Source organism: Streptomyces sp. MS19 (assembly GCF_047200595.1).
GTDB lineage: Bacteria > Actinomycetota > Actinomycetes > Streptomycetales > Streptomycetaceae > Streptomyces.
In genome coordinates, this window is the sequence record NZ_JBJZOH010000003.1 from 215,490 (window position 1) to 235,917 (window position 20,428).

At 74.0% G+C, this 20,428-nt stretch carries 18 protein-coding genes and 2 pseudogenes; 14 read left to right on the forward strand and 6 right to left on the reverse strand.

Features of this window, described 5'->3' with window-relative positions:
- Position 1: 1 nt before the first annotated feature.
- Both ACL02R_RS05085 and tsaE read left to right on the forward strand, forming a co-directional pair.
- Positions 2 to 1,222 carry an alpha/beta fold hydrolase gene (locus tag ACL02R_RS05085; RefSeq protein WP_412795625.1) on the forward strand — a complete coding sequence of 407 codons (1,221 nt, stop codon included), beginning with the start codon at positions 2 to 4 and terminating at the stop codon, positions 1,220 to 1,222.
- Positions 1,206 to 1,709, forward strand: a complete 504-nt coding sequence (gene tsaE / locus ACL02R_RS05090) for a tRNA (adenosine(37)-N6)-threonylcarbamoyltransferase complex ATPase subunit type 1 TsaE (RefSeq protein ID WP_412795626.1) — start codon at positions 1,206 to 1,208, stop codon at positions 1,707 to 1,709. The genes ACL02R_RS05085 and tsaE overlap by 17 nt, the downstream gene beginning before the upstream one ends.
- Before the next feature lie 167 nt (positions 1,710 to 1,876).
- Here tsaE and ACL02R_RS05095 read toward each other — a convergent pair.
- Positions 1,877 to 2,371, reverse strand: a pseudogene (locus ACL02R_RS05095) (phosphotransferase); the annotation flags it as partial.
- Between the two features lie 207 nt (positions 2,372 to 2,578).
- Entirely contained in the window at positions 2,579 to 3,202 is a 624-nt protein-coding gene (locus ACL02R_RS05100; RefSeq protein WP_412795627.1) for a L,D-transpeptidase, read from the reverse strand.
- A 100-nt stretch (positions 3,203 to 3,302) separates the two neighbouring features.
- On the opposite strand from ACL02R_RS05100, the gene tsaB reads away from it, so the two are divergent.
- From tsaB to ACL02R_RS05120, 4 genes are read left to right on the forward strand one after another with little or no spacing between them, the layout of a single operon-like run.
- Complete coding sequence (gene tsaB, locus ACL02R_RS05105) at positions 3,303 to 3,962, forward strand: tRNA (adenosine(37)-N6)-threonylcarbamoyltransferase complex dimerization subunit type 1 TsaB (RefSeq protein ID WP_412795628.1); 660 nt, start codon at positions 3,303 to 3,305, stop codon at positions 3,960 to 3,962.
- Positions 3,959 to 4,495: a ribosomal protein S18-alanine N-acetyltransferase gene (gene rimI / locus ACL02R_RS05110; RefSeq protein ID WP_412795629.1), complete on the forward strand. Its 537-nt coding sequence runs from the start codon at positions 3,959 to 3,961 to the stop codon at positions 4,493 to 4,495. The genes tsaB and rimI overlap by 4 nt, the downstream gene beginning before the upstream one ends.
- A complete protein-coding gene (gene tsaD, locus ACL02R_RS05115; RefSeq protein WP_412795630.1) occupies positions 4,488 to 5,570 on the forward strand; it encodes a tRNA (adenosine(37)-N6)-threonylcarbamoyltransferase complex transferase subunit TsaD in 1,083 nt (360 codons plus the stop codon). Before rimI ends, tsaD begins: the two co-directional genes overlap by 8 nt.
- Complete coding sequence (locus ACL02R_RS05120) at positions 5,570 to 5,833, forward strand: hypothetical protein (RefSeq protein ID WP_412795631.1); 264 nt, start codon at positions 5,570 to 5,572, stop codon at positions 5,831 to 5,833. Before tsaD ends, ACL02R_RS05120 begins: the two co-directional genes overlap by 1 nt.
- A gap of 601 nt (positions 5,834 to 6,434) precedes the next feature.
- Here the strand turns inward: ACL02R_RS05120 and ACL02R_RS05125 are convergent.
- On the reverse strand, positions 6,435 to 7,679 hold the full coding sequence (locus tag ACL02R_RS05125; RefSeq protein ID WP_412795632.1) for a THUMP-like domain-containing protein: 1,245 nt from the start codon (positions 7,677 to 7,679) through the stop codon (positions 6,435 to 6,437).
- A 64-nt stretch (positions 7,680 to 7,743) separates the two neighbouring features.
- On the opposite strand from ACL02R_RS05125, the gene ACL02R_RS05130 reads away from it, so the two are divergent.
- The 3 genes from ACL02R_RS05130 to groL all read left to right on the forward strand — a co-directional run bounded on the left by ACL02R_RS05130 (position 7,744) and on the right by groL (position 11,227).
- Entirely contained in the window at positions 7,744 to 8,784 is a 1,041-nt protein-coding gene (locus ACL02R_RS05130; RefSeq protein WP_412795633.1) for a polysaccharide deacetylase family protein, read from the forward strand.
- 277 nt (positions 8,785 to 9,061) lie between these two features.
- The gene (groES, locus tag ACL02R_RS05135) at positions 9,062 to 9,370 is read left to right on the forward strand and encodes a co-chaperone GroES (RefSeq protein ID WP_362961585.1); all 309 of its coding nucleotides are present in this window, start codon (positions 9,062 to 9,064) and stop codon (positions 9,368 to 9,370) included.
- Between the two features lie 231 nt (positions 9,371 to 9,601).
- Positions 9,602 to 11,227, forward strand: a complete 1,626-nt coding sequence (gene groL, locus ACL02R_RS05140; protein ID WP_412795634.1) for a chaperonin GroEL — start codon at positions 9,602 to 9,604, stop codon at positions 11,225 to 11,227.
- An 87-nt stretch (positions 11,228 to 11,314) separates the two neighbouring features.
- Here the strand turns inward: groL and ACL02R_RS05145 are convergent, their stop codons facing one another.
- Complete coding sequence (locus ACL02R_RS05145; RefSeq protein ID WP_412795635.1) at positions 11,315 to 12,109, reverse strand: SDR family NAD(P)-dependent oxidoreductase; 795 nt, start codon at positions 12,107 to 12,109, stop codon at positions 11,315 to 11,317.
- A 193-nt stretch (positions 12,110 to 12,302) separates the two neighbouring features.
- Positions 12,303 to 12,620, reverse strand: a pseudogene (locus ACL02R_RS05150) (WhiB family transcriptional regulator); the annotation flags it as partial.
- Between the two features lie 332 nt (positions 12,621 to 12,952).
- Between ACL02R_RS05150 and ACL02R_RS05155 the strand changes: the two are divergent.
- From ACL02R_RS05155 to ACL02R_RS05170, 4 genes are all read left to right on the forward strand, one after another.
- Positions 12,953 to 13,564, forward strand: coding sequence for a response regulator transcription factor (locus ACL02R_RS05155; RefSeq protein WP_019431595.1), 612 nt, complete (start codon positions 12,953 to 12,955; stop codon positions 13,562 to 13,564).
- Between the two features lie 246 nt (positions 13,565 to 13,810).
- Positions 13,811 to 14,386, forward strand: coding sequence for an RNA polymerase sigma factor ShbA (gene shbA / locus ACL02R_RS05160; RefSeq protein WP_362961515.1), 576 nt, complete (start codon positions 13,811 to 13,813; stop codon positions 14,384 to 14,386).
- 96 nt (positions 14,387 to 14,482) lie between these two features.
- Positions 14,483 to 15,988, forward strand: coding sequence for an IMP dehydrogenase (guaB, locus tag ACL02R_RS05165; RefSeq protein ID WP_412795636.1), 1,506 nt, complete (start codon positions 14,483 to 14,485; stop codon positions 15,986 to 15,988).
- 62 nt (positions 15,989 to 16,050) lie between these two features.
- Positions 16,051 to 17,166: a GuaB3 family IMP dehydrogenase-related protein gene (locus ACL02R_RS05170; protein WP_362961519.1), complete on the forward strand. Its 1,116-nt coding sequence runs from the start codon at positions 16,051 to 16,053 to the stop codon at positions 17,164 to 17,166.
- Positions 17,167 to 17,230: 64 nt separating this feature from the next.
- Here the strand turns inward: ACL02R_RS05170 and ACL02R_RS05175 are convergent, their stop codons facing one another.
- Positions 17,231 to 18,457 (reverse strand): nucleotide sugar dehydrogenase, encoded by a 1,227-nt coding sequence (locus ACL02R_RS05175; protein ID WP_412795637.1) that lies wholly within the window; start codon positions 18,455 to 18,457, stop codon positions 17,231 to 17,233.
- A 190-nt stretch (positions 18,458 to 18,647) separates the two neighbouring features.
- On the opposite strand from ACL02R_RS05175, the gene ACL02R_RS05180 reads away from it, so the two are divergent.
- Positions 18,648 to 20,354, forward strand: coding sequence for a glycerol-3-phosphate dehydrogenase/oxidase (locus ACL02R_RS05180; RefSeq protein ID WP_412795638.1), 1,707 nt, complete (start codon positions 18,648 to 18,650; stop codon positions 20,352 to 20,354).
- Positions 20,355 to 20,428 lie beyond the last annotated feature (74 nt).

Consider the following 20,428-nt stretch of genomic DNA (forward strand, 5'->3'; position numbering starts at 1 on the left):
CGTGGGGATAGCCGGAGCGGCGCTGGGCGCGGTCGCCACGACGGTGGCCGTCGACCGGCTGACCGCGACCCGTTCCGTACGGCGTGAGGCGCTGGCGGCGCTCGACGCGGCCGGTCCCTACGGCACGCTGCGCGGCACGCCCGGCACCGCCACCGCCGAGGACGGCACCGAGCTGTACTACGAGACCGACGAGGTGGGGGGCGGCCCGGCGGACGGCGCGTACGACCGGCCCGCCGACGACGGCGCGGGCGGCCCCGTCACGGAACCCCTCGCACCACCACCCGCCGTTCCCGCGCCGCGCACGCCGGGCGCGCCGGGGCGGCTCGCGCGGCTCCTGCGCCCCGCGTCCCGGGCCGCGCGCCGCCCCCCGCCCACCGTCGTCTTCTGCCACGGCTACTGCCTCTCCCAGGACGTCTGGCACTTCCAGCGCGCCGCCCTGCGCGGCGCCGTCCGCGCCGTCTACTGGGACCAGCGGGGGCACGGCCGTTCGGCACCCGGGCGGTCGCCCGAGCCCGTCGGCATCCCGCTGCTGGCCCGTGACCTGAAGGCCGTTCTCGACGCGGCGGTGCCCGAGGGGCCCGTGGTGCTGGTGGGGCACTCGATGGGCGGCATGACCGTCATGGCGCTCGCCGAGCAGTACCCCGACTACGTGGCCTCCCGCGTCGCGGGCATCGCGCTGCTCGGCACGTCCGCCGGGCGCATGGCCGAGGTGGGGTACGGGCTGCCGCCGTCCGCCGCGCGGGCCGTGCGCAAGGTGCTGCCCGGCGTCGTGCGGGCGCTCGGCAGCAGGCAGGGGCTCGTGGACGCGGGGCGCCGGGCGGCCGGCGAGCTGTACGGCGGCGTCGTGCGGCGGTATGCGTTCGGCAGGCCGGAGCAGGTCGACCCGGGGGTGGCGCGGTTCGCCGAACGGCTGCTGGAGTCGGTGCCGATGGACGTGGTGGCCGGTTTCTACCCCGCCTTCGGCGAGCACGACACGACGGGCGCGCTGCCGGTGCTCGCCGGGCTCGCGCACGACCTGCCGGTGCTCGTGCTCGCGGGCGGCAAGGACCTCGTCACGCCGCCCGAGCACAGCGAGCGGATCGCGGAGGTCCTGCCGGGCGCCGAGCACACCGTGCTGCCCGACGCGGGGCACCTGCTGCTGCTCGAAGCGCCCCGCGAGGTGAACGACCGGCTGGGCGCGCTGCTCGCGCGTAGCATCCCGTTCCATGAACCAGCTGTCTGAGAGCGTGGCGCTGACCGTCACCGGAGCCGAGCGGATGCGTGACCTCGGCCGCCGCCTGGCCGCGCTGCTGCGGGCGGGGGACCTCGTCCTGCTGACGGGTGAACTGGGCGCCGGGAAGACCACGCTGACGCGGGGGCTCGGCGAGGGCCTGGGGGTGCGGGGCGCGGTGACGTCGCCGACGTTCGTGATCGCGCGGGTGCACCCGTCGCTCGGCTCGGGGCCGCCGCTGGTGCACGTGGACGCGTACCGGCTCGGGGGCGGGCTCGACGAGATGGAGGACCTCGACCTCGATGTGGCGCTGCCCGAGTCGGTGGTCGTGGTGGAGTGGGGCGAGGGGCGGGTCGAGGACCTGTCCGAGGACCGGCTGCACGTGGTGATCGACCGGACCACGGGCACCGCTGGAGACGAGAACGGCGACGACGTGCGGCGGGTCACGCTGACGGGCGTCGGCGAGCGCTGGCGCGGGGTGCGGCTGCCGCGCGACTGACGTCGGCCGGCACCTCCCCGATGACGTGCCGGGCGCTCGCGGCGAGCCCCGGGTTCGTCTCGCGGTGGTACGGCAGCTGGAGCAGCGCGACCGACAGCGCCCGGCCACGGCCGCGCGGCGGCGGGCAGCAGGTTCCAGGTGGGCATCAGGTCGATGCCGGGGGCGCCGGTGCCGAGGCAGCCGAAGTCGATGACGGCCGTGAGGCGGCCGTCCAGGCCGGTCAGGACGTTCCCCGGCGACAGGTCGCCGTGGAACCGGACGGGCGGGCCGGTGTAGGCGGGGGCGCGCAGGGCGTCGTCCCAGGCGGCGGTCACGGCGTCCAGGTCGAACGGGCGCCCGTCACGGCCCTCGGGGGTCCCGGCCGCCGGGCCGCCATCGGCCGGTACGTCGCGCAGGGCGCTGACGAAACGGCCCAGGCCGGCGGCGGGCGCGGCCGGTTCGGCGAGCCGTCCGACAGCCGGGTTGGCGCCGTCGAGCCAGCGCAGGACGGACCAGTGCCAGGGGAACCCCTCGCCCGGCGCGCCGAGACCGACCGGCGCGGGGACGGCGAAGGGCAGGTGCGGGGCGAGGCGGGGGAGCCAGTGCTGCTCGGCGGCCACGTTGCCGACCGCGACGGGGATGCGGGGGAGGCGTACGGCCAGGTCGTCGCCGAGCCGGAACATCGCGTCGTCCGTGCCCGTCGAGGCCACGGCCGCCACCGGCAGGTCCGCCCACCGGGGGCAGCTCACCCTGGAAAGCCGTGCGCGGCGACCAGGCGCCGCACGAGTTCCGTAGCGGTGTCCACCTCGTCGGCGTGCATCCGTGCGGGAGCCATGCGGGCCATCCCACCGGCGCGTGTCCGGCCGTGTCGAACGGTTCGCCCGCCGCTGTCAGGCGACGACGACGACCGCCGTGCCCTGCTCGGCGAACTCCCACATCGTGTCGCCGTCCGCCCGGCTCTGCCGGACCGCGCCCGTCCGCTGCGTCGACTCCGGGTCGGGCACCGAGCCGTCCGTCGCCGCCGAGAAGCCGAAGACGACGCCCTCCGCGTCCGCGTGGAAGATCACCGCGTGCTCCATGGGGACGCCGTCCGAGCCGGTGCCCTGGGGATTGCGCGAGGAGACGGCGTACTCGCCCGGCTCCGGGCTCACCGGGCTGGGGAACACCTCGAACGTCGAGACGACCTCCTCGCCCGACCCGTCCGCCGCGACGTCCACCAGCCACACCCGCTGCTGCGCCAGCGCGTACACGACCCGCCGTCCCGTGCCGGACTCCTCGGGCAGCGCCGGGTCCGACGGCTCCTCGGCACCCTCGCCCTCGCCGCCGCCGCCCGCGCCGCCCGCGCCGTCCGAGTCGCCCTCGGACGCCGCGGGGGCGGAGGGCTCGGCGGCGGCGGACGGGCGGTCGTCGGCGGCGGACGCCTGGAACGCGAAGAAGGCCACGACCGCGAGCGCCGCCGCCGTCAGCGCGGTGACGAACAGACCGGAGCCGGAGCCGGAGGATGGGCGCGCCACGATCGACTGCCTGCCTTTCGCACTGTCCCCGGGGTCCCCGGGCCGTCAGCCGACGCTACCAGGGACGGGCCGTACCGGCGGGGAGCCGTACCCTTGCTGGGTGCTGCTGCTCGCCCTTGACACCGCCACGCCCGCCGTCACCACCGCCCTCCACGACGGGCGGCACGTCCTCGCCACCGCGGGGGAGACCGATGCCCGCAGGCACGGCGAGCTGCTGATGCCGGCCGTGGACCGGGTGCTCGCCGAGGCGGGACGGGGGATCGGCGAGGTGACCGCGCTGGTCGCGGGCACCGGGCCCGGCCCTTACACCGGGCTGCGTGTCGGGCTCGCCACCGCCGCCGCGCTGGGCGCGGCGCTCGGCATCCCCGTGCACGGCCTCGGCACCCTGGACGCCATCGCCTACGGAACCGGCCTCACCGAGCCGTTCACCGTCGCCACCGACGCCCGCCGCAAGGAGGTGTACTGGGCGCGCTACGCCGACGCCCGTACCCGCCTGGACGGCCCCGCCGTCGCCAGGGCGGCCGACCTGCCGCCGGACGTGCTGGCGCTGCCCGCCGCCGGCGCGGGCGCCCGGCTGTACCGGGACGCCTTCCGCGCCGTGCGCGACGACCTGCCCGAGCACGCGTCCGCCGCCGCCCTCGCCGCGCTGGCGGCGGAACGCCTCGCCGCCGGTCTCCCCCTGGACGCGCCCCAGCCGCAGTACCTCCGCCGCCCGGACGCGAAGGTCCCGGCCGGGTACAAGGCGGTCACCCGCGCATGACCGTCGTCCTGCGCGAGATGCGCTGGTGGGACATCGAGCCGGTCCTCGGGCTCGAAGCCGAGCTGTTCCCGGACGACGCCTGGTCGGTGGGCATGTTCTGGAACGAGCTGGCGTCCGCGCGCGGCACCGCCCCGACGCGCCGCTACCTCGTCGCCGAACGCCCCGACGGTCGCCTCGCCGGCTACGGCGGCCTCGGCGTCGCGGGCAGCACCGGCGATGTCCTCACGATCGGCGTGACCCGGGACCACGAGGGCACCGGCCTCGGCTCGCGCCTCCTGGCCGCGCTGCTGGCGGCGGCGGCCGGATTCGGCTGCGACGAGGTGCTGCTCGAAGTCCGCAAGGACAACGTGCGCGCGCAGCGCCTCTACACACGCTTCGGCTTCCGCGCCATCGGCGTGCGCCGCGGCTACTACCAGCCGGGGAACATCGACGCCCTCGTGATGCGCCGCGAACTGCCGCCCCCGTCGCAGACCGCACAGGCAGCACAGACCGCACAGACCACCCCAGTGGAGAGCACGGAACGGTATGGCTGACGAACCCCTGGTCCTCGGCATCGAGACGTCCTGCGACGAGACCGGCGTCGGCATCGTGCGCGGCACGACCCTGCTGGCCGACGCCGTCGCCTCCAGCGTGGACGACCACGCCCGCTACGGCGGCGTCGTCCCCGAGATCGCGAGCCGCGCCCACCTGGAGGCGATGGTCCCGACCATCGAACGCGCCCTGGCGGACGCCAAGGTCGCCGCCGCCGACCTCGACGCCATCGCCGTCACGGCGGGCCCCGGCCTGGCCGGCGCACTCCTGGTCGGCGTCTCGGCGGCCAAGGCGTACGCGTACGCGCTCGGCAAGCCGCTGTACGGCGTCAACCACCTGGCGTCGCACATCTGCGTCGATCAGCTGGAGCACGGCCCGCTGCCGCAGCCGACCATGGCGCTGCTCGTCTCCGGCGGGCACTCCTCGCTGCTCCTCGCACCGGACATCACGCGGGACGTCCGGCCGCTCGGCGCGACGATCGACGACGCGGCGGGCGAGGCGTTCGACAAGGTGGCGCGCGTCCTGGGCCTCGGCTTTCCCGGCGGCCCGGCCATCGACCGCCTGGCACGGGAGGGCGACCCGGCCGCCATCCGCTTCCCGCGCGGCCTGACCGGCCCCCGCGACGCCCCGTTCGACTTCTCCTTCTCCGGCCTGAAGACCGCCGTGGCGCGCTGGGTTGAGACACGGCGGGCCGCGGGCGAGACGGTGCCGGTCGCGGACGTGGCGGCGTCGTTCCAGGAGGCCGTGACGGACGTGCTCACCCGCAAGGCGATCAAGGCGTGCAAGGCCGAGGGCGTCGACCATCTGATGGTCGGCGGCGGCGTCGCGGCCAACTCGCGGCTGCGCGCGATGGCCGAGGAGCGGTGCGCCGACGCCGGGATCGTCCTGCGCGTGCCCCGGCCGGGCCTGTGCACCGACAACGGCGCGATGGTCGCCGCGCTGGGCGCGGAGATGGTGGCCCGGGGCCGCACGCCCTCGGCACTCGACCTGCCGGCCGACTCCTCCCTCCCGGTGACCGAGCCCCACATCCCCGCCGAGCAGCATCACCACCATCACCACCACGGGCATCACCACTGATGGCCGCCGTGACGCTGATGTGGGAGGCGCGGGCGGCGGCGGGCCGGGGGCCCGAACTCCTCGCCTGGGCCAGGTCCCGGACCCTCGCCCCCGCACCGGACCGGCGCGAGACGTTCCGCGCGGAGCCGGACCGGGTGCTCGTGCTGACCTGGTGGCCGGACGGAACGGTCCCCACCGAACTCCCCGACCCACCCCCGGACCTGCTGCACCGCCCCGTACACCGCTGGCACTTCGAACCAGTCCCGGAAACCCCCGGCCCTTGACGACAGTTGCCCTACTCGATGACTCTCGGTAGTTGCTCATGCTGGAAAGGTATACGCTGCGCGACGGTTTCGGTATCCCTCGATACGGTGAACCCCTGCTGTCCCGCGCCCGGCGTCCGTTCCGAAACCACGGCCGAGGGGCAAGCGCCGCGCGGCCTTCGGCTCCTCACAGGACCCCCGCGCGGACGTAGCGGGCCGCTGACACAACCGTCGCCTCAGCGGCGGGCGACGCCCTGGGGCCCCTCCCAGGTCGGACTCCGCGCGGATGTCCAGCCGCCGCCCTGATGTTGCAGGCACTGCACGGGATTTGGTAAAGCTAAGCAAAATCCACTCTCGCCACGAGAAACCCGCACTTCAACGACTCTGCTCCCCGCACACGCGGGGGTGGCCCCGCCTCCGTCGGCGTCGGCTCGGACATCACCGCCTGCTCCCCGCACACGCGGGGGTGGCCCCGAATCCGCCTGGACCGCACTCCACGGCGCAGCCTGCTCCCCGCACACGCGGGGGTGGCCCCGGTGGCGTCGAGCCGGGGGGGAACCAGGGCTGTAGCCGTCGTCCCGCGCGGTGCCGACGGCGTCCGTGACTGGGGGAGAGCCGTGCCTCAGGCGGTCCCCGACCCCGGAGGGGGGAACGGGTGGCCGATGAGCATGGTCGCGGTGCCTGCCACCTTCGTCAGGAAGACCGTCGCGCTGCCAGGGCCCTGCGGCTTCAGCCGCCGCAGCAGTTCCTCCGGCGTCAGCGCCGACCCGCGCTTCTTCACCGTCACCGTCCCCACGCCCCGCTCCCGCAGCAGCGCCCGCAGCCGCTTGACGTGGAACGGCAGCACGTCCGTGATCTCGTACGCGCTGGTGAACGGGTCGGCGGGGCGCAGCTCGTCCGCCGTCACGTAGGCGATCGACGGGTCGAGCAGGTGCCCGCCGAGCCGTTCCGCCGCCTCCGCCACCAGGTGCGCGCGGATCACGGCGCCGTCCGGCTCGTACAGGTAGCGGCACGGCGGGCCGTCCGGGGCCTGCCGGGTGCCGTCGCCGCCGAGCACGTCCCCGCCCGGCAGCAGCGCGGCCGTACGCGGCGGCAGGCCGTCGTGCCCGAACCACAGCACGGCCTCCTTCACCTCGCCCCGGTGCGAGACCCACTCCGCCACCGCCCCGGGCGGCACCGCCTCGTGCGGGATGCCTGGCGCCGTCTTCAGCGCCGCGAACGGCACCCGCCGGGCGGCGGCGACGGCCCAGGACAGCGGCGGCGAGTACGCCTCCGGGTCGAACACCCGCCCGCGCCCGCCCCGCCGCGCCGGATCGGCGAACAGCCCGTCACATCCCGCGAGCGCGCCGCCGTCCAGCACGTCCGTCACATCGCCCCGCCGCACCTCGATCAGGTCCGCCAGCCCCAGCGCCGCCGCGTTGGCCTCCGCGACCGCGCAGGTCAGCGGGTCGCGGTCCACCGCCACCACCGAGATCCCGGCACGCGCCAGCGCGATGGCGTCACCCCCGATCCCGCACCCCAGATCGGCGACCCGCCGCACCCCGAGCCCCGCGAAGCGCGCCGCCCGCCAAGCGGCGACCGGCGCCCGCGTCGCCTGCTCCACGCCGTCCGGCGTGAAGAACATCCGCCCCGCGTCCGCGCCGAACTTGGCCGCCGCCCGCTGCCGCAGCCGCGCCTGCCCGATGGCGGCGGACACCAGCGCGGGCGGGTGGTCGCGCCGCAGCCGGGTGGCCACCGTCAGCTCGTCGGCGGGGTCCAGGTCGCGCAGTTGCGCGAGCAGGTCCCGGCCCGTCCCGGTCAGCAGCGCGCGGAAAGCGGCGGGGTCGGCGGGGTCGGCGGGAGGTGAGGGTGCGGCCACACGGGTCATTCTCCCCGCTCCACCGGAACGGCGTTCGGGGACCGGCCCGCAGCCGGTGGCACCATCCCGAACCATGGGGATTATCGGACAAGTACGACAAAACGATAAGCGGTATACGGGACGGCGGGCCCCGGTCGGAATCCGCCGCTCCCTGGCCATCGGCGGCGCGACGATACTCGCCGTCGCCTGCTCCGGACTGCCCGTCCGCCTCCTCGCCCAGGACCCCGCACGCCAGGACCACGGGCAGGACCAGGCCTACGGCATGGACGCCACCACTGACAGCGCCCCCGGGCCCGGCGCCGCCGAGCGCGTGACGGCACTCGCCCTGGGCGCCCCGCAGCGCGACCAGGCGCGCACCGCCGCCCACGCGCTGGAGGCGTACGCCGAAAAGCTGGAACGCGCCGAGACCCGCCGCGTCGCCGCCGCCAAGACATGGGGGCTGCGCAAGGTCCCCCTGCGCGCCCCCGAACCCCCGGCCACCCCGCCCCGCCTCGTTCCCGAACCCGGCCACCTCGCCGGCGAAGGGCTCCCCCCGGTGATCGTCCGCGTCCCCACCGACCGGAAGGTGGTCTTCCTCACCATCGACGACGGCGCCGACAAGGACCCGGAGTTCCTGCGCATGCTCCGCGAACTGGACGTCCCCGTCAGCGGCTTCCTCTCCGACGAGGTCGCCCGGGAGGACTACGGCTTCTTCCGCGACGCGCTCGAAGACGGCCACCACAGCCACAACCACACCATCAACCACCGCGAGATGCCCCGCCTCACCTACGCCGAGCAGCGCGCCGAGATCTGCGGCCAGCAGGCGAACCTCGCCCGCGAACTCGACGAACGCCCCACCCTCTTCCGCCCGCCCTACGGCGCCTACAACCGCGACACCCTCCGCGCCGCCGCCGACTGCGGCATCGAGGTCGTCTCCCTCTGGGCGGAGGAGGCGTTCCCCGGCCACATCGACTACGGGCGCGCCGACCGCCGCTTCCACCCGGGCGACATCGTCCTCACCCACTTCAGGGGCGAGCGCGAGTGGGACGGCAGCATGGCGGACATGCTGCGCCGTCTCCTTGACGCCGTGAGCGAACAAGGATTCGCCATCGCCCGGCTGGAGGACTACGTGTGACCCGTGCGGCACGGGCGCCGGGACCCGCCCGGGACCCGCCGGGACCCGCCGGGGCCGGGGGAACGGCCCCGCGCGCCGCGCTCGTCCGTTAGGCTCGCGACCGGCGGCATTGGCACTCTGGTTGACTGAGTGCTAACCGCCGCCTAATCTCAACTCTGGCACTCACACCATGAGAGTGCCAGCTACGCGCGACGGGCGGACTCGGCACCCGCGACGACGGGTCCACCAGGTCGCCATCCAGCCATAGAAGCCCCGGATCTCCGAAGGGGGAGGTCGGATCGTGACGACCGCCAGCAAGGTTGCCATCAAGCCGCTTGAGGACCGCATCGTGGTCCAGCCGCTCGACGCCGAGCAGACCACGGCCTCGGGCCTGGTCATTCCTGACACCGCCAAGGAGAAGCCCCAGGAGGGCACCGTCCTTGCCGTGGGCCCCGGCCGCTTCGAGGACGGCAACCGTCTGCCGCTCGACGTGAAGGTCGGCGACGTGGTGCTGTACAGCAAGTACGGCGGCACCGAGGTCAAGTACAACAACGAGGACTACCTCGTCCTCTCGGCTCGCGACGTCCTCGCGATCATCGAGAAGTAACGGCATCGCACGCGACGCCGGACCGTGCCCCGGTACCCGCGCCGACCCGTTCGGCTGACCGGGCCCGGGGCACGGACGCGTCCGCCGGCCGCTCAGGCGGCGGACAGGACCGGTGACACCGGCCCGTCCACCACCTGAACGGCCGGCCGACCCCGTGGCCCGACGCACCCGCGCGGCACCACGGGTCCTCCAGCAGTCCGAGAGATCACGCACAAGGGGACACCCACAGCCATGGCGAAGATCCTGAAGTTCGACGAGGACGCGCGGCGCGCCCTCGAACGCGGCGTCAACGCGCTCGCCGACGCCGTCAAGGTGACCATCGGCCCCAAGGGCCGCAACGTCGTCATCGACAAGAAGTTCGGCGCGCCCACCATCACCAACGACGGTGTGACCATCGCCCGCGAGGTCGAGGTCGAGGACGCCTACGAGAACCTGGGCGCCCAGCTCGTCAAGGAGGTGGCGACCAAGACCAACGACATCGCGGGTGACGGCACCACCACCGCGACCGTCCTGGCCCAGGCGCTGGTCCGCGAGGGCCTGCGCAACGTCGCCGCCGGCGCCTCGCCCTCCGGCCTCAAGCGCGGCATCGACGCGGCCGTCGCCGCCGTCGCCGAGGACCTGAAGGCCAGCGCCCGCCCGATCGACTCCAAGGAGGACATCGCCGCGGTCGCCGCCCTGTCCGCCCAGGACAAGCGGGTCGGCGAGCTGATCGCCGAGGCGATGGACAAGGTCGGCAAGGACGGCGTCATCACCGTCGAGGAGTCCCAGACCTTCGGTCTCGACCTGGACTTCACCGAGGGCATGGCCTTCGACAAGGGCTACCTGTCGCACTACATGGTGACCGACCAGGAGCGCATGGAGGCCGTCCTCGACGACCCGTACATCCTGATCCACCAGGGCAAGATCTCCTCCATCCAGGACCTCCTGCCGCTGCTGGAGAAGATCATGCAGTCCGGCGCGTCCCGCCCGCTGCTGATCATCGCCGAGGACGTGGACGGCGAGGCGCTGTCCACCCTGGTCGTGAACAAGATCCGCGGCACCTTCAACTCGGTCGCCGTCAAGGCCCCCGGCTTCGGCGACCGCCGCAAGGCGATGCTCGGCGACATGGCCACCCTCACCGGCGGCACCGTCATCTCCGAGGAGGTCGGCCTCAAGCTCGACCAGGTCGGTCTCGACGTCCTCGGCACCGCGCGCCGCGTGACCATCACCAAGGACGACACCACGATCGTCGACGGTGCCGGCGAGCGCGCCGACATCGAGGGCCGGGTCGCCCAGATCCGCGCCGAGATCGAGAACACGGACTCCGACTGGGACCGCGAGAAGCTCCAGGAGCGCCTCGCCAAGCTGGCCGGCGGCGTGTGCGTCATCCGCGTCGGCGCCGCCACCGAGGTGGAGCTGAAGGAGAAGAAGCACCGTCTGGAGGACGCCATCTCGGCGACCCGCGCGGCGGTCGAGGAGGGCATCGTCCCCGGTGGCGGCGCCTCCCTCGTGCACTCCGCGAAGGTCCTGGACGGCGGCCTCGGCCGCACCGGTGACGAGGCGACCGGCGTCGCCATCGTCCGTCGCGCCGCCGTCGAGCCGCTGCGCTGGATCGCGGAGAACGCGGGCCTTGAGGGCTACGTCATCACCTCCAAGGTCGCCGAGCTGGACAAGGGCGAGGGCTACAACGCCGCCACCGGCACCTACGGCGACCTGGTCAAGGACGGCGTCATCGACCCGGTCAAGGTGACCCGCTCCGCGCTTGAGAACGCCGCCTCGATCGCCTCCCTGCTGCTCACCACCGAGACCCTCGTGGTGGAGAAGAAGGAAGAGGAGCCCGAGGCCGCCGCCGGGCACGGCCACGGTCACTCGCACTGACCCGCGCCGCACCGCCGAACGGCACAGGACCCCGCCACGCACACCGCGCGGCGGGGTCCCGCCGTTCCCGCGGCCGTACGAACGGGCTCAGGCCGTCGCGTCACCGCCCCGCCGCGGGCCGAAGCGCCGCCCGGCGCGCGACGAGATGCCGCCGAGCGCCCCGCGCGGCATCAGGCGCGCGGCGCCGAGCAGCGCGCGGTAGCGCGCGTCCGGGATGCACACGGTCCGCCCGCGCGCCAGGTCCCGCAGCGCCGCGTCGACCACGCGGTCCGCGTCCAGCCACATCCAGCCGGGGATGTTGTCCGTCCGCAGCTCCGCGCGTTGGTGGAACTCGGTGCGCACGAAGCCGGGGCACAGCGCCATCATCCGCACGCCGCCGCCCGCGAGGTCGCGCGCCGCGCCCTCGGTGAACTGCACCACCCACGCCTTCGACGCCCCGTACGTCCCGCGCGGCAGGAACGCCGCGACCGACGCCACGTTCACCACACCGCCGCGCCCGCGCTCCCGCATCGGCCCGGCCGCGGCCGTCGTCAGCCGCAGCACCGCCTCGCAGTGCACCTTCAGCATCCGCAGCTCGTCCGCCACCGGCGCCTTCAGGTAGGCGCCCCGCAGGCCGAAGCCCGCGTTGTTGACCAGCAGGCCGACCGGCCGCGCCGGGTCGGCGAGCCGTGCCTCGACGTCCGCGATGCCCTCGTCCGTGGACAGGTCGGCGCGCAGGACGTCCGCCTCGACGCCGTGCCGGTCGTGCAGCTCGGCGGCCTGGCGGCGCAGCGCGTCCCTGTCCCTGGCCACCAGCACGAGGTCGTGCCGGTCACGTGCCAGCCTGCGCGCGAAGGCCGCGCCGATCCCGGTGGTGGCGCCCGTCACCAATGCAGTTGTCATAGGGGGACGGTAGTGCTCCCCGTGTCCCGGGCCTACCCGGCGTCGGTCACACGGGCTCGTCCTCGTGGTCCGCGAAGCCGCCGGAGCCGGCCGGGTCGTCCCAGCCGGAGCCGGGGGAGGTACGGACGCGGGTGCCGCCGGTGTCCGCCGTGTTGACCGCTCCGGATGACGCGCCGTGCGCCGGGTCGTGCGCCCCGCCGCGCGCCGCGCCGCCGGAGTGCACCAGGTCGCTGCGGCGCGCCCGGCCGAGCAGTTCCTCGCGCTCGTCCTCGGTCAGGCCGCCCCACACGCCGTACGGCTCGCGGACGGAGAGGGCGTGCGTGGCGCACTCGGAGCGCACGGGGCAGCGCATGCACACTTCCTTCGCCGCCTCCTCCCGCGAGCTGCGTGCCGCGCCGCGTTCGCCCTCGGGGTGGAAGAACAGCGAGCTGTCCACGCCCCGGCAGGCAGCGAGGAGCTGCCAGTCCCACAGGTCGGCGTTCGGGCCGGGAAGGCGGGAGAAATCTGCCATGACAGGTGTCCCATCGTCTTCGGTACCGCGGAAGTAGATGTAAATATGACTACCCGCTGAATATAGCCGCAGACACCCAAAGAAGGGCAACAAGGTCTAAAAAGGGCAAAAATGAATGTTCGGCGTGTTGAGCAAATCGCGGCACTGCCGTGGCCGGATGCTCACGTAGAGTGCTCTCACTCTGTGGTTGGCGACCGTAACTCTTTCGGGTGACCGTCGTTGAGAGGGCGGAGGCGGTTGACAGCGGTGCTCAAGCCCCGTCAATCGCACAGGTGACGACACATAACTGCCTGGAGGCACAAGGTGATGCGCATCAGCTGCGGAGGGCGGCCATGACTTCCGTCCTCGTCTGCGACGACTCCCCCCTCGCCCGGGAGGCGCTGCGCCGCGCGGTCGCGACCGTGCCCGGCGTCGAGCGGGTCACGACGGCGGCCAACGGTGAGGAAGTGCTCCGCCGCTGGGGTGCCGACCGTTCCGACCTGATTCTCATGGACGTCCGTATGCCCGGCCTCGGCGGTGTCGAGACCGTCAGGCGGCTGCTGTCCGCCGACCCGGGGGCGCGCATCATCATGCTCACGGTCGCGGAGGACCTCGACGGCGTGGCGCTCGCCGTCGCCGCCGGTGCCCGCGGGTACCTGCACAAGGACGCGTCCCGCGCGGAGCTGCGCGCCACGGTCACCCAGGCCCTGGCCGACCCGACCTGGCGGCTCGCCCCGCGCCGGCTGCGCTCGTCGGACATGGGCGCGGCCCCCACGCTGACCGCCCGCGAGATCCAGGTGCTCGAAGGCATGAGCCACGGCCGTTCGAACGCGGAGATCGGCCGTGAGCTGTTCCTGTCGGAGGACACGGTCAAGACGCACGCGCGCCGGCTGTTCAAGAAGCTCGGCGCGTCGGACCGCGCGCACGCCGTGGCGCTGGGGTTCCGGTGGGGTCTGGTCCGCTGACGGGCGCCGGGGACGCGACCGGACGGGGAGCGCGGCGGCGGCCGTCACCCCCCGTCCGGTGAGGAGGCGACTCAAAACATCCGCGGTTGACGCATGCTTGAATGCATGACGCTCCTTGGGGACGAGCCGGCCAGGCGCGAGGGGAGGGCCCGGAACATGACTCTGAGCGCTCCCGCACATAACGCTTCGATGCACAACTCAGCCCGCGGTGACACGGACCGCGCGGCGACGGTGCACCATGGACCGATGCGCGACGACGAGGTGACGGGGATCGGCACCCTCGTCCATCGTGCGGCCGAGGGCGACCCCCAGGCCACCCACGACCTGCTGGCCCACGTGCACCCCCTCGCGGTGCGCTACTGCCGTACGCGCCTGGCCCGCCTTCCCGGTGAGGCTCGTCACTTCGTGGACGACCTCGCGCAGGAGGTCTGCCTCGCGGTCCTGTGCGCGCTGCCGCGCTACCGCGACACCGGGCGCCCGTTCGACGCCTTCGTCGTCGCCATCGCCCACCACAAGGTCGCCGACCTCCAGCGGGCCGCGCTCCGCCGCCCCGGCAGCACGGCCGTCCCCTCCGACGAGATGCCCGAGCGGCCCGACGACTCCCTCGGCCCCGAGGAGCGCGCCCTCCAGAGCAGCGACGCCGAGTGGGCCCGCCGCCTCCTGGCGAACCTCCCCGACCACCTGCGCGAGCTGGTCATGCTGCGCGTCGCCATCGGCCTGACGGCCGAGGAGACGGGCGAGAAGCTGGGCATGTCCCCCGGCGCCGTACGGGTCGCTCAGCACCGCGCGCTGAGCAGGCTGCGGGCTCTCGCCGGGCGCTGAACCATCACCGGCATGGCCGTAGCATGGAAACCCCGGCCGGACGGGCCCGGAGGAGTGACGCAGCGGGCGGCGCGGAGAAATGCGGGAAAGGCAGTCATGACTGACTACGCGGGTGAGGTACCGGAGAAGTTCGCGACGCTCGGACTGACGTTCGACGACGTGCTGCTGCTTCCGGGCGCCGCCGATCTGGCACCGCACGAGATCGACACCTCCTCGCGCATCTCGCGCAACGTCCGGGTGAACGTGCCGCTGCTCTCCGCCGCGATGGACCGCGTCACCGAGGCGCGGATGGCCATCGCCATGGCCAGGCAGGGCGGCGCGGGCGTGCTGCACCGCAACCTGTCGATCGAGGAGCAGGCCGCGCAGGTGGACCGCGTGAAGCGGTCCGAGTCCGGCATGGTCACCGACCCCATCACCATCCGCCCGGACGCCACGCTGCGCGAGGCCGACGAGCTGTGCGGCAGGTACCGCATCAGCGGCGTCCCCGTGACGGACGCGGCGGGGCGGCTGCTCGGCATCGTCACCAACCGCGACATGGCCTTCGAGTCGGACCGCGACCGGCAGGTGCGCGAGGTCATGACGCCGATGCCGCTGGTCACCGGCCGGGTCGGGATCTCCGGCGAGGAGGCGGCCGAGCTGCTGCGGCGGCACAAGATCGAGAAGCTGCCGCTGGTGGACGACGAGAACCGGATCAAGGGCCTCATCACCGTCAAGGACTTCGTCAAGGCCGAGAAGTACCCGAACGCCGCCAAGGACGCCGAGGGCCGCCTCGTCGTCGGCGCCGCGGTCGGCGTGGCGGGCGACGCGTACGACCGCGCCTCCGCGCTGGTCGAGGCCGGGGTGGACTTCCTCGTCGTGGACACCGCGCACGGCCACTCGCGCCTCGTCCCGGAGATGGCCGCCAAGATCAAGTCGAACTTCGACCGGGTCGACGTCATCGCGGGCAACGTCGCGACGCGCGACGGCGCGCGGACGCTGGTGGACGCGGGCGTGGACGGCATCAAGGTCGGCGTCGGCCCCGGCTCGATCTGCACGACCCGCGTCGTCGCCGGAGTCGGCGTGCCGCAGGTCACGGCGATCTACGAGGCGTCGCAGGCGGCCCGCGCCGCCGGCATCCCCGTGATCGGCGACGGCGGCCTCCAGTACAGCGGCGACATCGCGAAGGCCATCGCGGCCGGCGCCGACACCGTGATGCTCGGCAGCCTGCTGGCGGGCTGCGAGGAGTCGCCCGGCGAGCTGAAGTTCATCAACGGCAAGCAGTGGAAGTCCTACCGGGGCATGGGGTCGCTGGGCGCGATGCAGTCGCGCGGCGAGCGCCGCTCGTACTCCAAGGACCGCTACTTCCAGGACGAGATCGGCGACGACGACAAGCTGATCCCCGAGGGCATCGAGGGCCAGGTGCCCTACCGCGGCCCGCTCGCCTCGGTCGTGCACCAGCTGATCGGCGGCCTGCACCAGTCGATGTACTACCTGGGCAGCAGGACCGTCCCGGACATCCAGGCAAACGGCCGCTTCGTCCGCATCACCTCGGCCGGTCTCAAGGAGAGCCACCCGCACGACATCCAGATGACGGCGGAGGCCCCCAACTACTCCGGCCGCTGAGCCGGGGATACTGGGTGCCGCCCGTCGTGAGGAGGGGCACCGCGTGAGGAAAGGCACTGGACGTGACTGAGATCGAGATCGGGCGCGGCAAGCGCGGACGGCGGGCGTACGCCTTCGACGACATCGCCGTGGTGCCGAGCCGCCGCACGCGCGACCCGAAGGAGGTCTCGATCGCCTGGCAGATCGACGCCTACCGCTTCGAGCTGCCGTTCCTGGCCGCGCCGATGGACTCGGTCGTCTCCCCGGCGACGGCCATCGCGATCGGCCAGCAGGGCGGCCTCGGCGTGCTGAACCTCGAAGGGCTGTGGACCCGTTACGAGGACCCCGCGCCGCTGCTCGCGGAGATCGCGGAGCTGCCGGAGGCGACCGCCGGGCGGCGCATGCAGGAGATCTACGCGGCGCCGATCCAGGAGGAGCTGATCTTCCGCCGCATCCGCGAGGTGCGCGAGTCGGGCGTCGTGACGGCCGCCGCGCTGTCGCCGCAGCGGACGGCGCAGTTCTCCAAGGCCGTGCTGGACGCGGGCGTGGACATCTTCGTGATCCGCGGCACCACCGTGTCGGCCGAACACGTGTCGGGCGCGGCCGAGCCGCTGAACCTCAAGCAGTTCATCTACGAGCTGGACGTCCCCGTGATCGTCGGCGGCTGCGCCACGTACACGGCGGCGCTGCACCTGATGCGGACCGGCGCGGCGGGCGTCCTCGTCGGCTTCGGCGGCGGCGCGGCGCACACGACGCGCAACGTCCTGGGCATCCAGGTGCCGATGGCCACGGCGGTCGCGGACGTCGCGGCGGCCAGGCGCGACTACATGGACGAGTCCGGCGGCCGCTACGTGCACGTCATCGCGGACGGCGGCGTCGGCTGGTCCGGCGACCTGCCGAAGGCCATCGCCTGCGGCGCGGACGCCGTGATGATCGGCTCCCCGCTGGCCCGTGCGACCGACGCCCCCGGGCGTGGGCACCACTGGGGCATGGAGGCGGTGCACGAGGACGTGCCGCGCGGCAAGAAGGTGCACCTGGGCACGGTCGGCACGACGACGGAGATCCTCACCGGTCCCTCGCACACACCGGACGGGTCGATGAACTTCTTCGGCGCCCTGCGGCGGGCGATGGCGACGACGGGCTACTCGGAGCTGAAGGAGTTCCAGCGCGTCGAGGTGACGGTCGCCCGCTCCCGCTGAGCCCGTTCCCGAGCTGTCCGCGGCCCGGCGCCCCGACGGGGTGCCGGGCCGTTGTGCGTACGGGTCAGAGGCGGTGGGCGGCGCCCGCCGGGGTCGCGCCGCGCGTGTCGAGCAGCAGCTGCGCCTTGGCGGCGAGGCCTTGGAGGTCGTACGTGCTGTGGTGCTGGAGCAGCAGCGTCAGGTCGGCGCCCGCCGCGGCCTCGTACAGCGAGTCGGCGCGCGGCACCCGGCCGCCCTGCACGTCCCACTCGCCGACGAACGGGTCGTGGTACGTGAGCTGCGCCCCGAGCGCCAGCAGCCGTCCGGCGATCTCCCGGGCGGGGGCGCCCTGCTCGTCGGGCAGGTCGGGCCGGTAGGTGACGCCGAGCAGGAGGACGTGGGCGCCGCGCACGGACTTGCCGTGCTCATTGAGGAGTGCGGCGGCGCGGCGGGTGACGTAGCGCGGCATGCGGGCGTTCGTCTGCCGCGCCAGCTCCACCATCGGCAGGCTGCGGCCCGGCGGGACGACGGGCATGGTGTGGCCGCCGACGCCGGGCCCCGGGCGGAAGGCGTGGAAGCCGAAAGGTTTGGTCTCGGCGCAGCGCACGACGTCCCACAGGTCGATGCCGAGGTCGTGGCAGAGGACCGCCATCTCGTTGACCAGCGCGATGTTGACGTGCCGGTAGTTGGTCTCCAGCAGCTTGACGGCCTCGGCCTCGGCGACGCCCCTGGCGCGGACGACCTTGTCGGTGAAGCGGCCGTAGAATGCGGCGGCGGCCTCGGTGCAGGCGGGGGTGAGGCCGCCGATGACGCGCGGGGCGGCGGCTCCCCTGACGCCGGGGTCCTGGCGGGCGGGGGCGTGCGCGAGGTGGAAGTCGCGCCCGGCGCGCAGCCCGGAGCCCGTTTCGAGGAGCGGGCGCAGGACCTCCTCGGTGGTGCCGGGGGAGACGGCCGACTCCAGGACGACGAGGGTGCGCGGGCGCAGCCGGGCGGCGAGTGCGGTGGCGGCGGCGCGCAGGGCGGTGAGGTCGGGCGCGTGTCCCGCGCCGGGTGGGGTAGGGGCACAGATCAGGGCCGTACGGACGCGGCCGAGGGTGGCGGGGTCGCTGGTGGCACGGAATCCGGTGGCCAGCATCCGCCGCAGGTCGGCGGCGGCGAGGGCGCCGTCGCCCGGCGGGCGGCCCGCGTTGAGCAGGGCGGCGGTCCGGGGATCGGAGGTGAAGCCGACGGTGGCGATGCCGGCGGCGGTGGCGGCTCGGGCGGCCGGAAGGCCCAGCTGCCCGGGGCAGAGAACGGCGAGATCGGCGGGCATTCGCGGCGGGCTCCCTTCTCCCCCGATGCACGTCAAGTCAGCTTAGGGGCATATATGACAGTTCAGGATGATTGACCCCGGGCGGCGGGCTGTGGCGCGCCGATCCGGGCGACATGGGAGACCATGAACAAGGGCTGACCTACGCCGACGTACGACCGCCCGCAGGGGCGGGACGAACAGGGAGGCATCTGTGAGGACTGCCGCACTGGGCCCCGAGCAACGGGCCGCGGCGCTCGCCCGCATGGCCGAGGGCGAGCTGGACGTACTGGTGGTGGGCGGCGGTGTCGTCGGCGCGGGCACCGCGCTCGACGCCGTGACACGTGGCCTGTCCACCGGGCTCGTGGAGGCGCGTGACTGGGCGTCGGGCACGTCGAGCCGTTCCAGCAAGCTGATCCACGGCGGGCTGCGCTACCTGGAGATGCTCGACTTCGGGCTGGTCAGGGAGGCGCTGAAGGAACGGGGACTGCTGCTCAGCCGCATCGCCCCCCACCTCGTACGGCCCGTGCCCTTCCTCTACCCGCTGCGCCACCGCGGCTGGGAGCGGCTGTACGCGGGCTCGGGCGTGGCGCTGTACGACGCCATGTCGCTGTCGTCGGGGCACGGGCGCGGCCTGCCGCCGCACCGGCACCTGTCGCGCGGCCGGGCGCTGCGCGTCGCGCCCGCGCTGAAGAAGGACGCCCTGGTCGGCGCGCTCCAGTACTACGACGCGCAGGTGGACGACGCGCGGTACGTCGCGACGCTCGTGCGCACCGCCGCCGGATACGGGGCGCACGTCGCGAACCGCGCGCGGGTCACCGAGTTCCTGCGCGAGGGGGAGCGCGTGGTGGGCGTGCGGGTCACGGACACCGAACTCGACGGGACGTACGAGATCCGCGCCCGGCAGGTCGTCAACGCCACGGGCGTGTGGACGGACGACACGCAGGGCATGATCGCCGAGCGCGGGCAGTTCCACGTGCGGGCGTCCAAGGGCATCCACCTCGTCGTGCCGAAGGACCGCATCCACTCCTCCACGGGGCTGATCCTGCGGACGGAGAAGAGCGTCCTGTTCGTCATCCCGTGGGGCAGGCACTGGATCGTCGGCACGACCGACACGGCCTGGGACCTCGACAAGGCGCACCCGGCCGCGTCCAGCGCCGACATCGACTACCTGCTGGAACACGTCAACTCCGTGCTGGCCGTGCCGCTGACGCGCGACGACGTCGAGGGCGTGTACGCCGGGCTGCGCCCGCTGCTGGCGGGCGAGTCGGACGCGACGAGCAAGCTGTCGCGCGAGCACACGGTGGCGCATCCCGTGCCGGGCCTGGTCGTCGTCGCGGGCGGCAAGTACACGACGTACCGCGTCATGGCGAAGGACGCGGTGGACGCGGCGGTGCACGGCCTCGACCGCCGGGTCGCCGCCTGCTGCACGGACGAGGTGCGGCTCGCCGGCGCCGAGGGCTACCACGCGCTGTGGAACGCCCGCGCGCGCATCGCCGCCCGCGCCGGGCTGCACGAGGCGCGCGTCGAGCACCTGCTGCACCGGTACGGGTCGATGGCGGAGGAGGTGCTGGAGCTGGTCGCCGCCGATCCGGCGCTCGGCGAGCCGCTGCCCGCCGCCGACGACTACCTGAAGGCCGAGGTCGTCTACGCCTGCTCGCACGAGGGCGCGCGGCACGTGGAGGACGTCCTGACGCGGCGCACGCGCATCTCGATCGAGACGTTCGACCGCGGCACGCGCAGCGCCCGTGCGGTCGCCGAGCTGATGGCCGGGGTGCTCGGCTGGACGCCGCAGCAGGTCGAGCGCGAGGTGGAGAACTACGAGAAGCGCGTCGAGGCCGAGCGCGAGTCACAGCTGCAACCCGACGACCGCACGGCGGACGCGGCCCGCCTCGGCGCGCCGGACACCGCGCCGCTGTGAGCCGCCGGGCGGGCGCGGCGGCGGCGCGCTGACGGGTCTTCACCGGTGCCGCGCCGCCCGGCGGCCCGGCTGTC

Bases quoted from the DNA above. Each gene is read 5' to 3' on its own strand.
- tsaE (WP_412795626.1), top strand. From the start codon at position 1,206: ATGAACCAGCTGTCTGAGAGCGTGGCGCTGACCGTCACCGGAGCCGAG.
- rimI (WP_412795629.1), top strand. From the start codon at position 3,959: ATGACCGTCGTCCTGCGCGAGATGCGCTGGTGGGACATCGAGCCGGTC.
- tsaD (WP_412795630.1), top strand. From the start codon at position 4,488: ATGGCTGACGAACCCCTGGTCCTCGGCATCGAGACGTCCTGCGACGAG.
- ACL02R_RS05120 (WP_412795631.1), top strand. From the start codon at position 5,570: ATGGCCGCCGTGACGCTGATGTGGGAGGCGCGGGCGGCGGCGGGCCGG.
- ACL02R_RS05125 (WP_412795632.1), bottom strand. From the start codon at position 7,679: ATGACCCGTGTGGCCGCACCCTCACCTCCCGCCGACCCCGCCGACCCC.
- ACL02R_RS05130 (WP_412795633.1), top strand. From the start codon at position 7,744: ATGGGGATTATCGGACAAGTACGACAAAACGATAAGCGGTATACGGGA.
- groL (WP_412795634.1), top strand. From the start codon at position 9,602: ATGGCGAAGATCCTGAAGTTCGACGAGGACGCGCGGCGCGCCCTCGAA.
- ACL02R_RS05145 (WP_412795635.1), bottom strand. From the start codon at position 12,109: ATGACAACTGCATTGGTGACGGGCGCCACCACCGGGATCGGCGCGGCC.
- ACL02R_RS05155 (WP_019431595.1), top strand. From the start codon at position 12,953: ATGACTTCCGTCCTCGTCTGCGACGACTCCCCCCTCGCCCGGGAGGCG.
- shbA (WP_362961515.1), top strand. From the start codon at position 13,811: ATGCGCGACGACGAGGTGACGGGGATCGGCACCCTCGTCCATCGTGCG.
- guaB (WP_412795636.1), top strand. From the start codon at position 14,483: ATGACTGACTACGCGGGTGAGGTACCGGAGAAGTTCGCGACGCTCGGA.
- ACL02R_RS05175 (WP_412795637.1), bottom strand. From the start codon at position 18,457: ATGCCCGCCGATCTCGCCGTTCTCTGCCCCGGGCAGCTGGGCCTTCCG.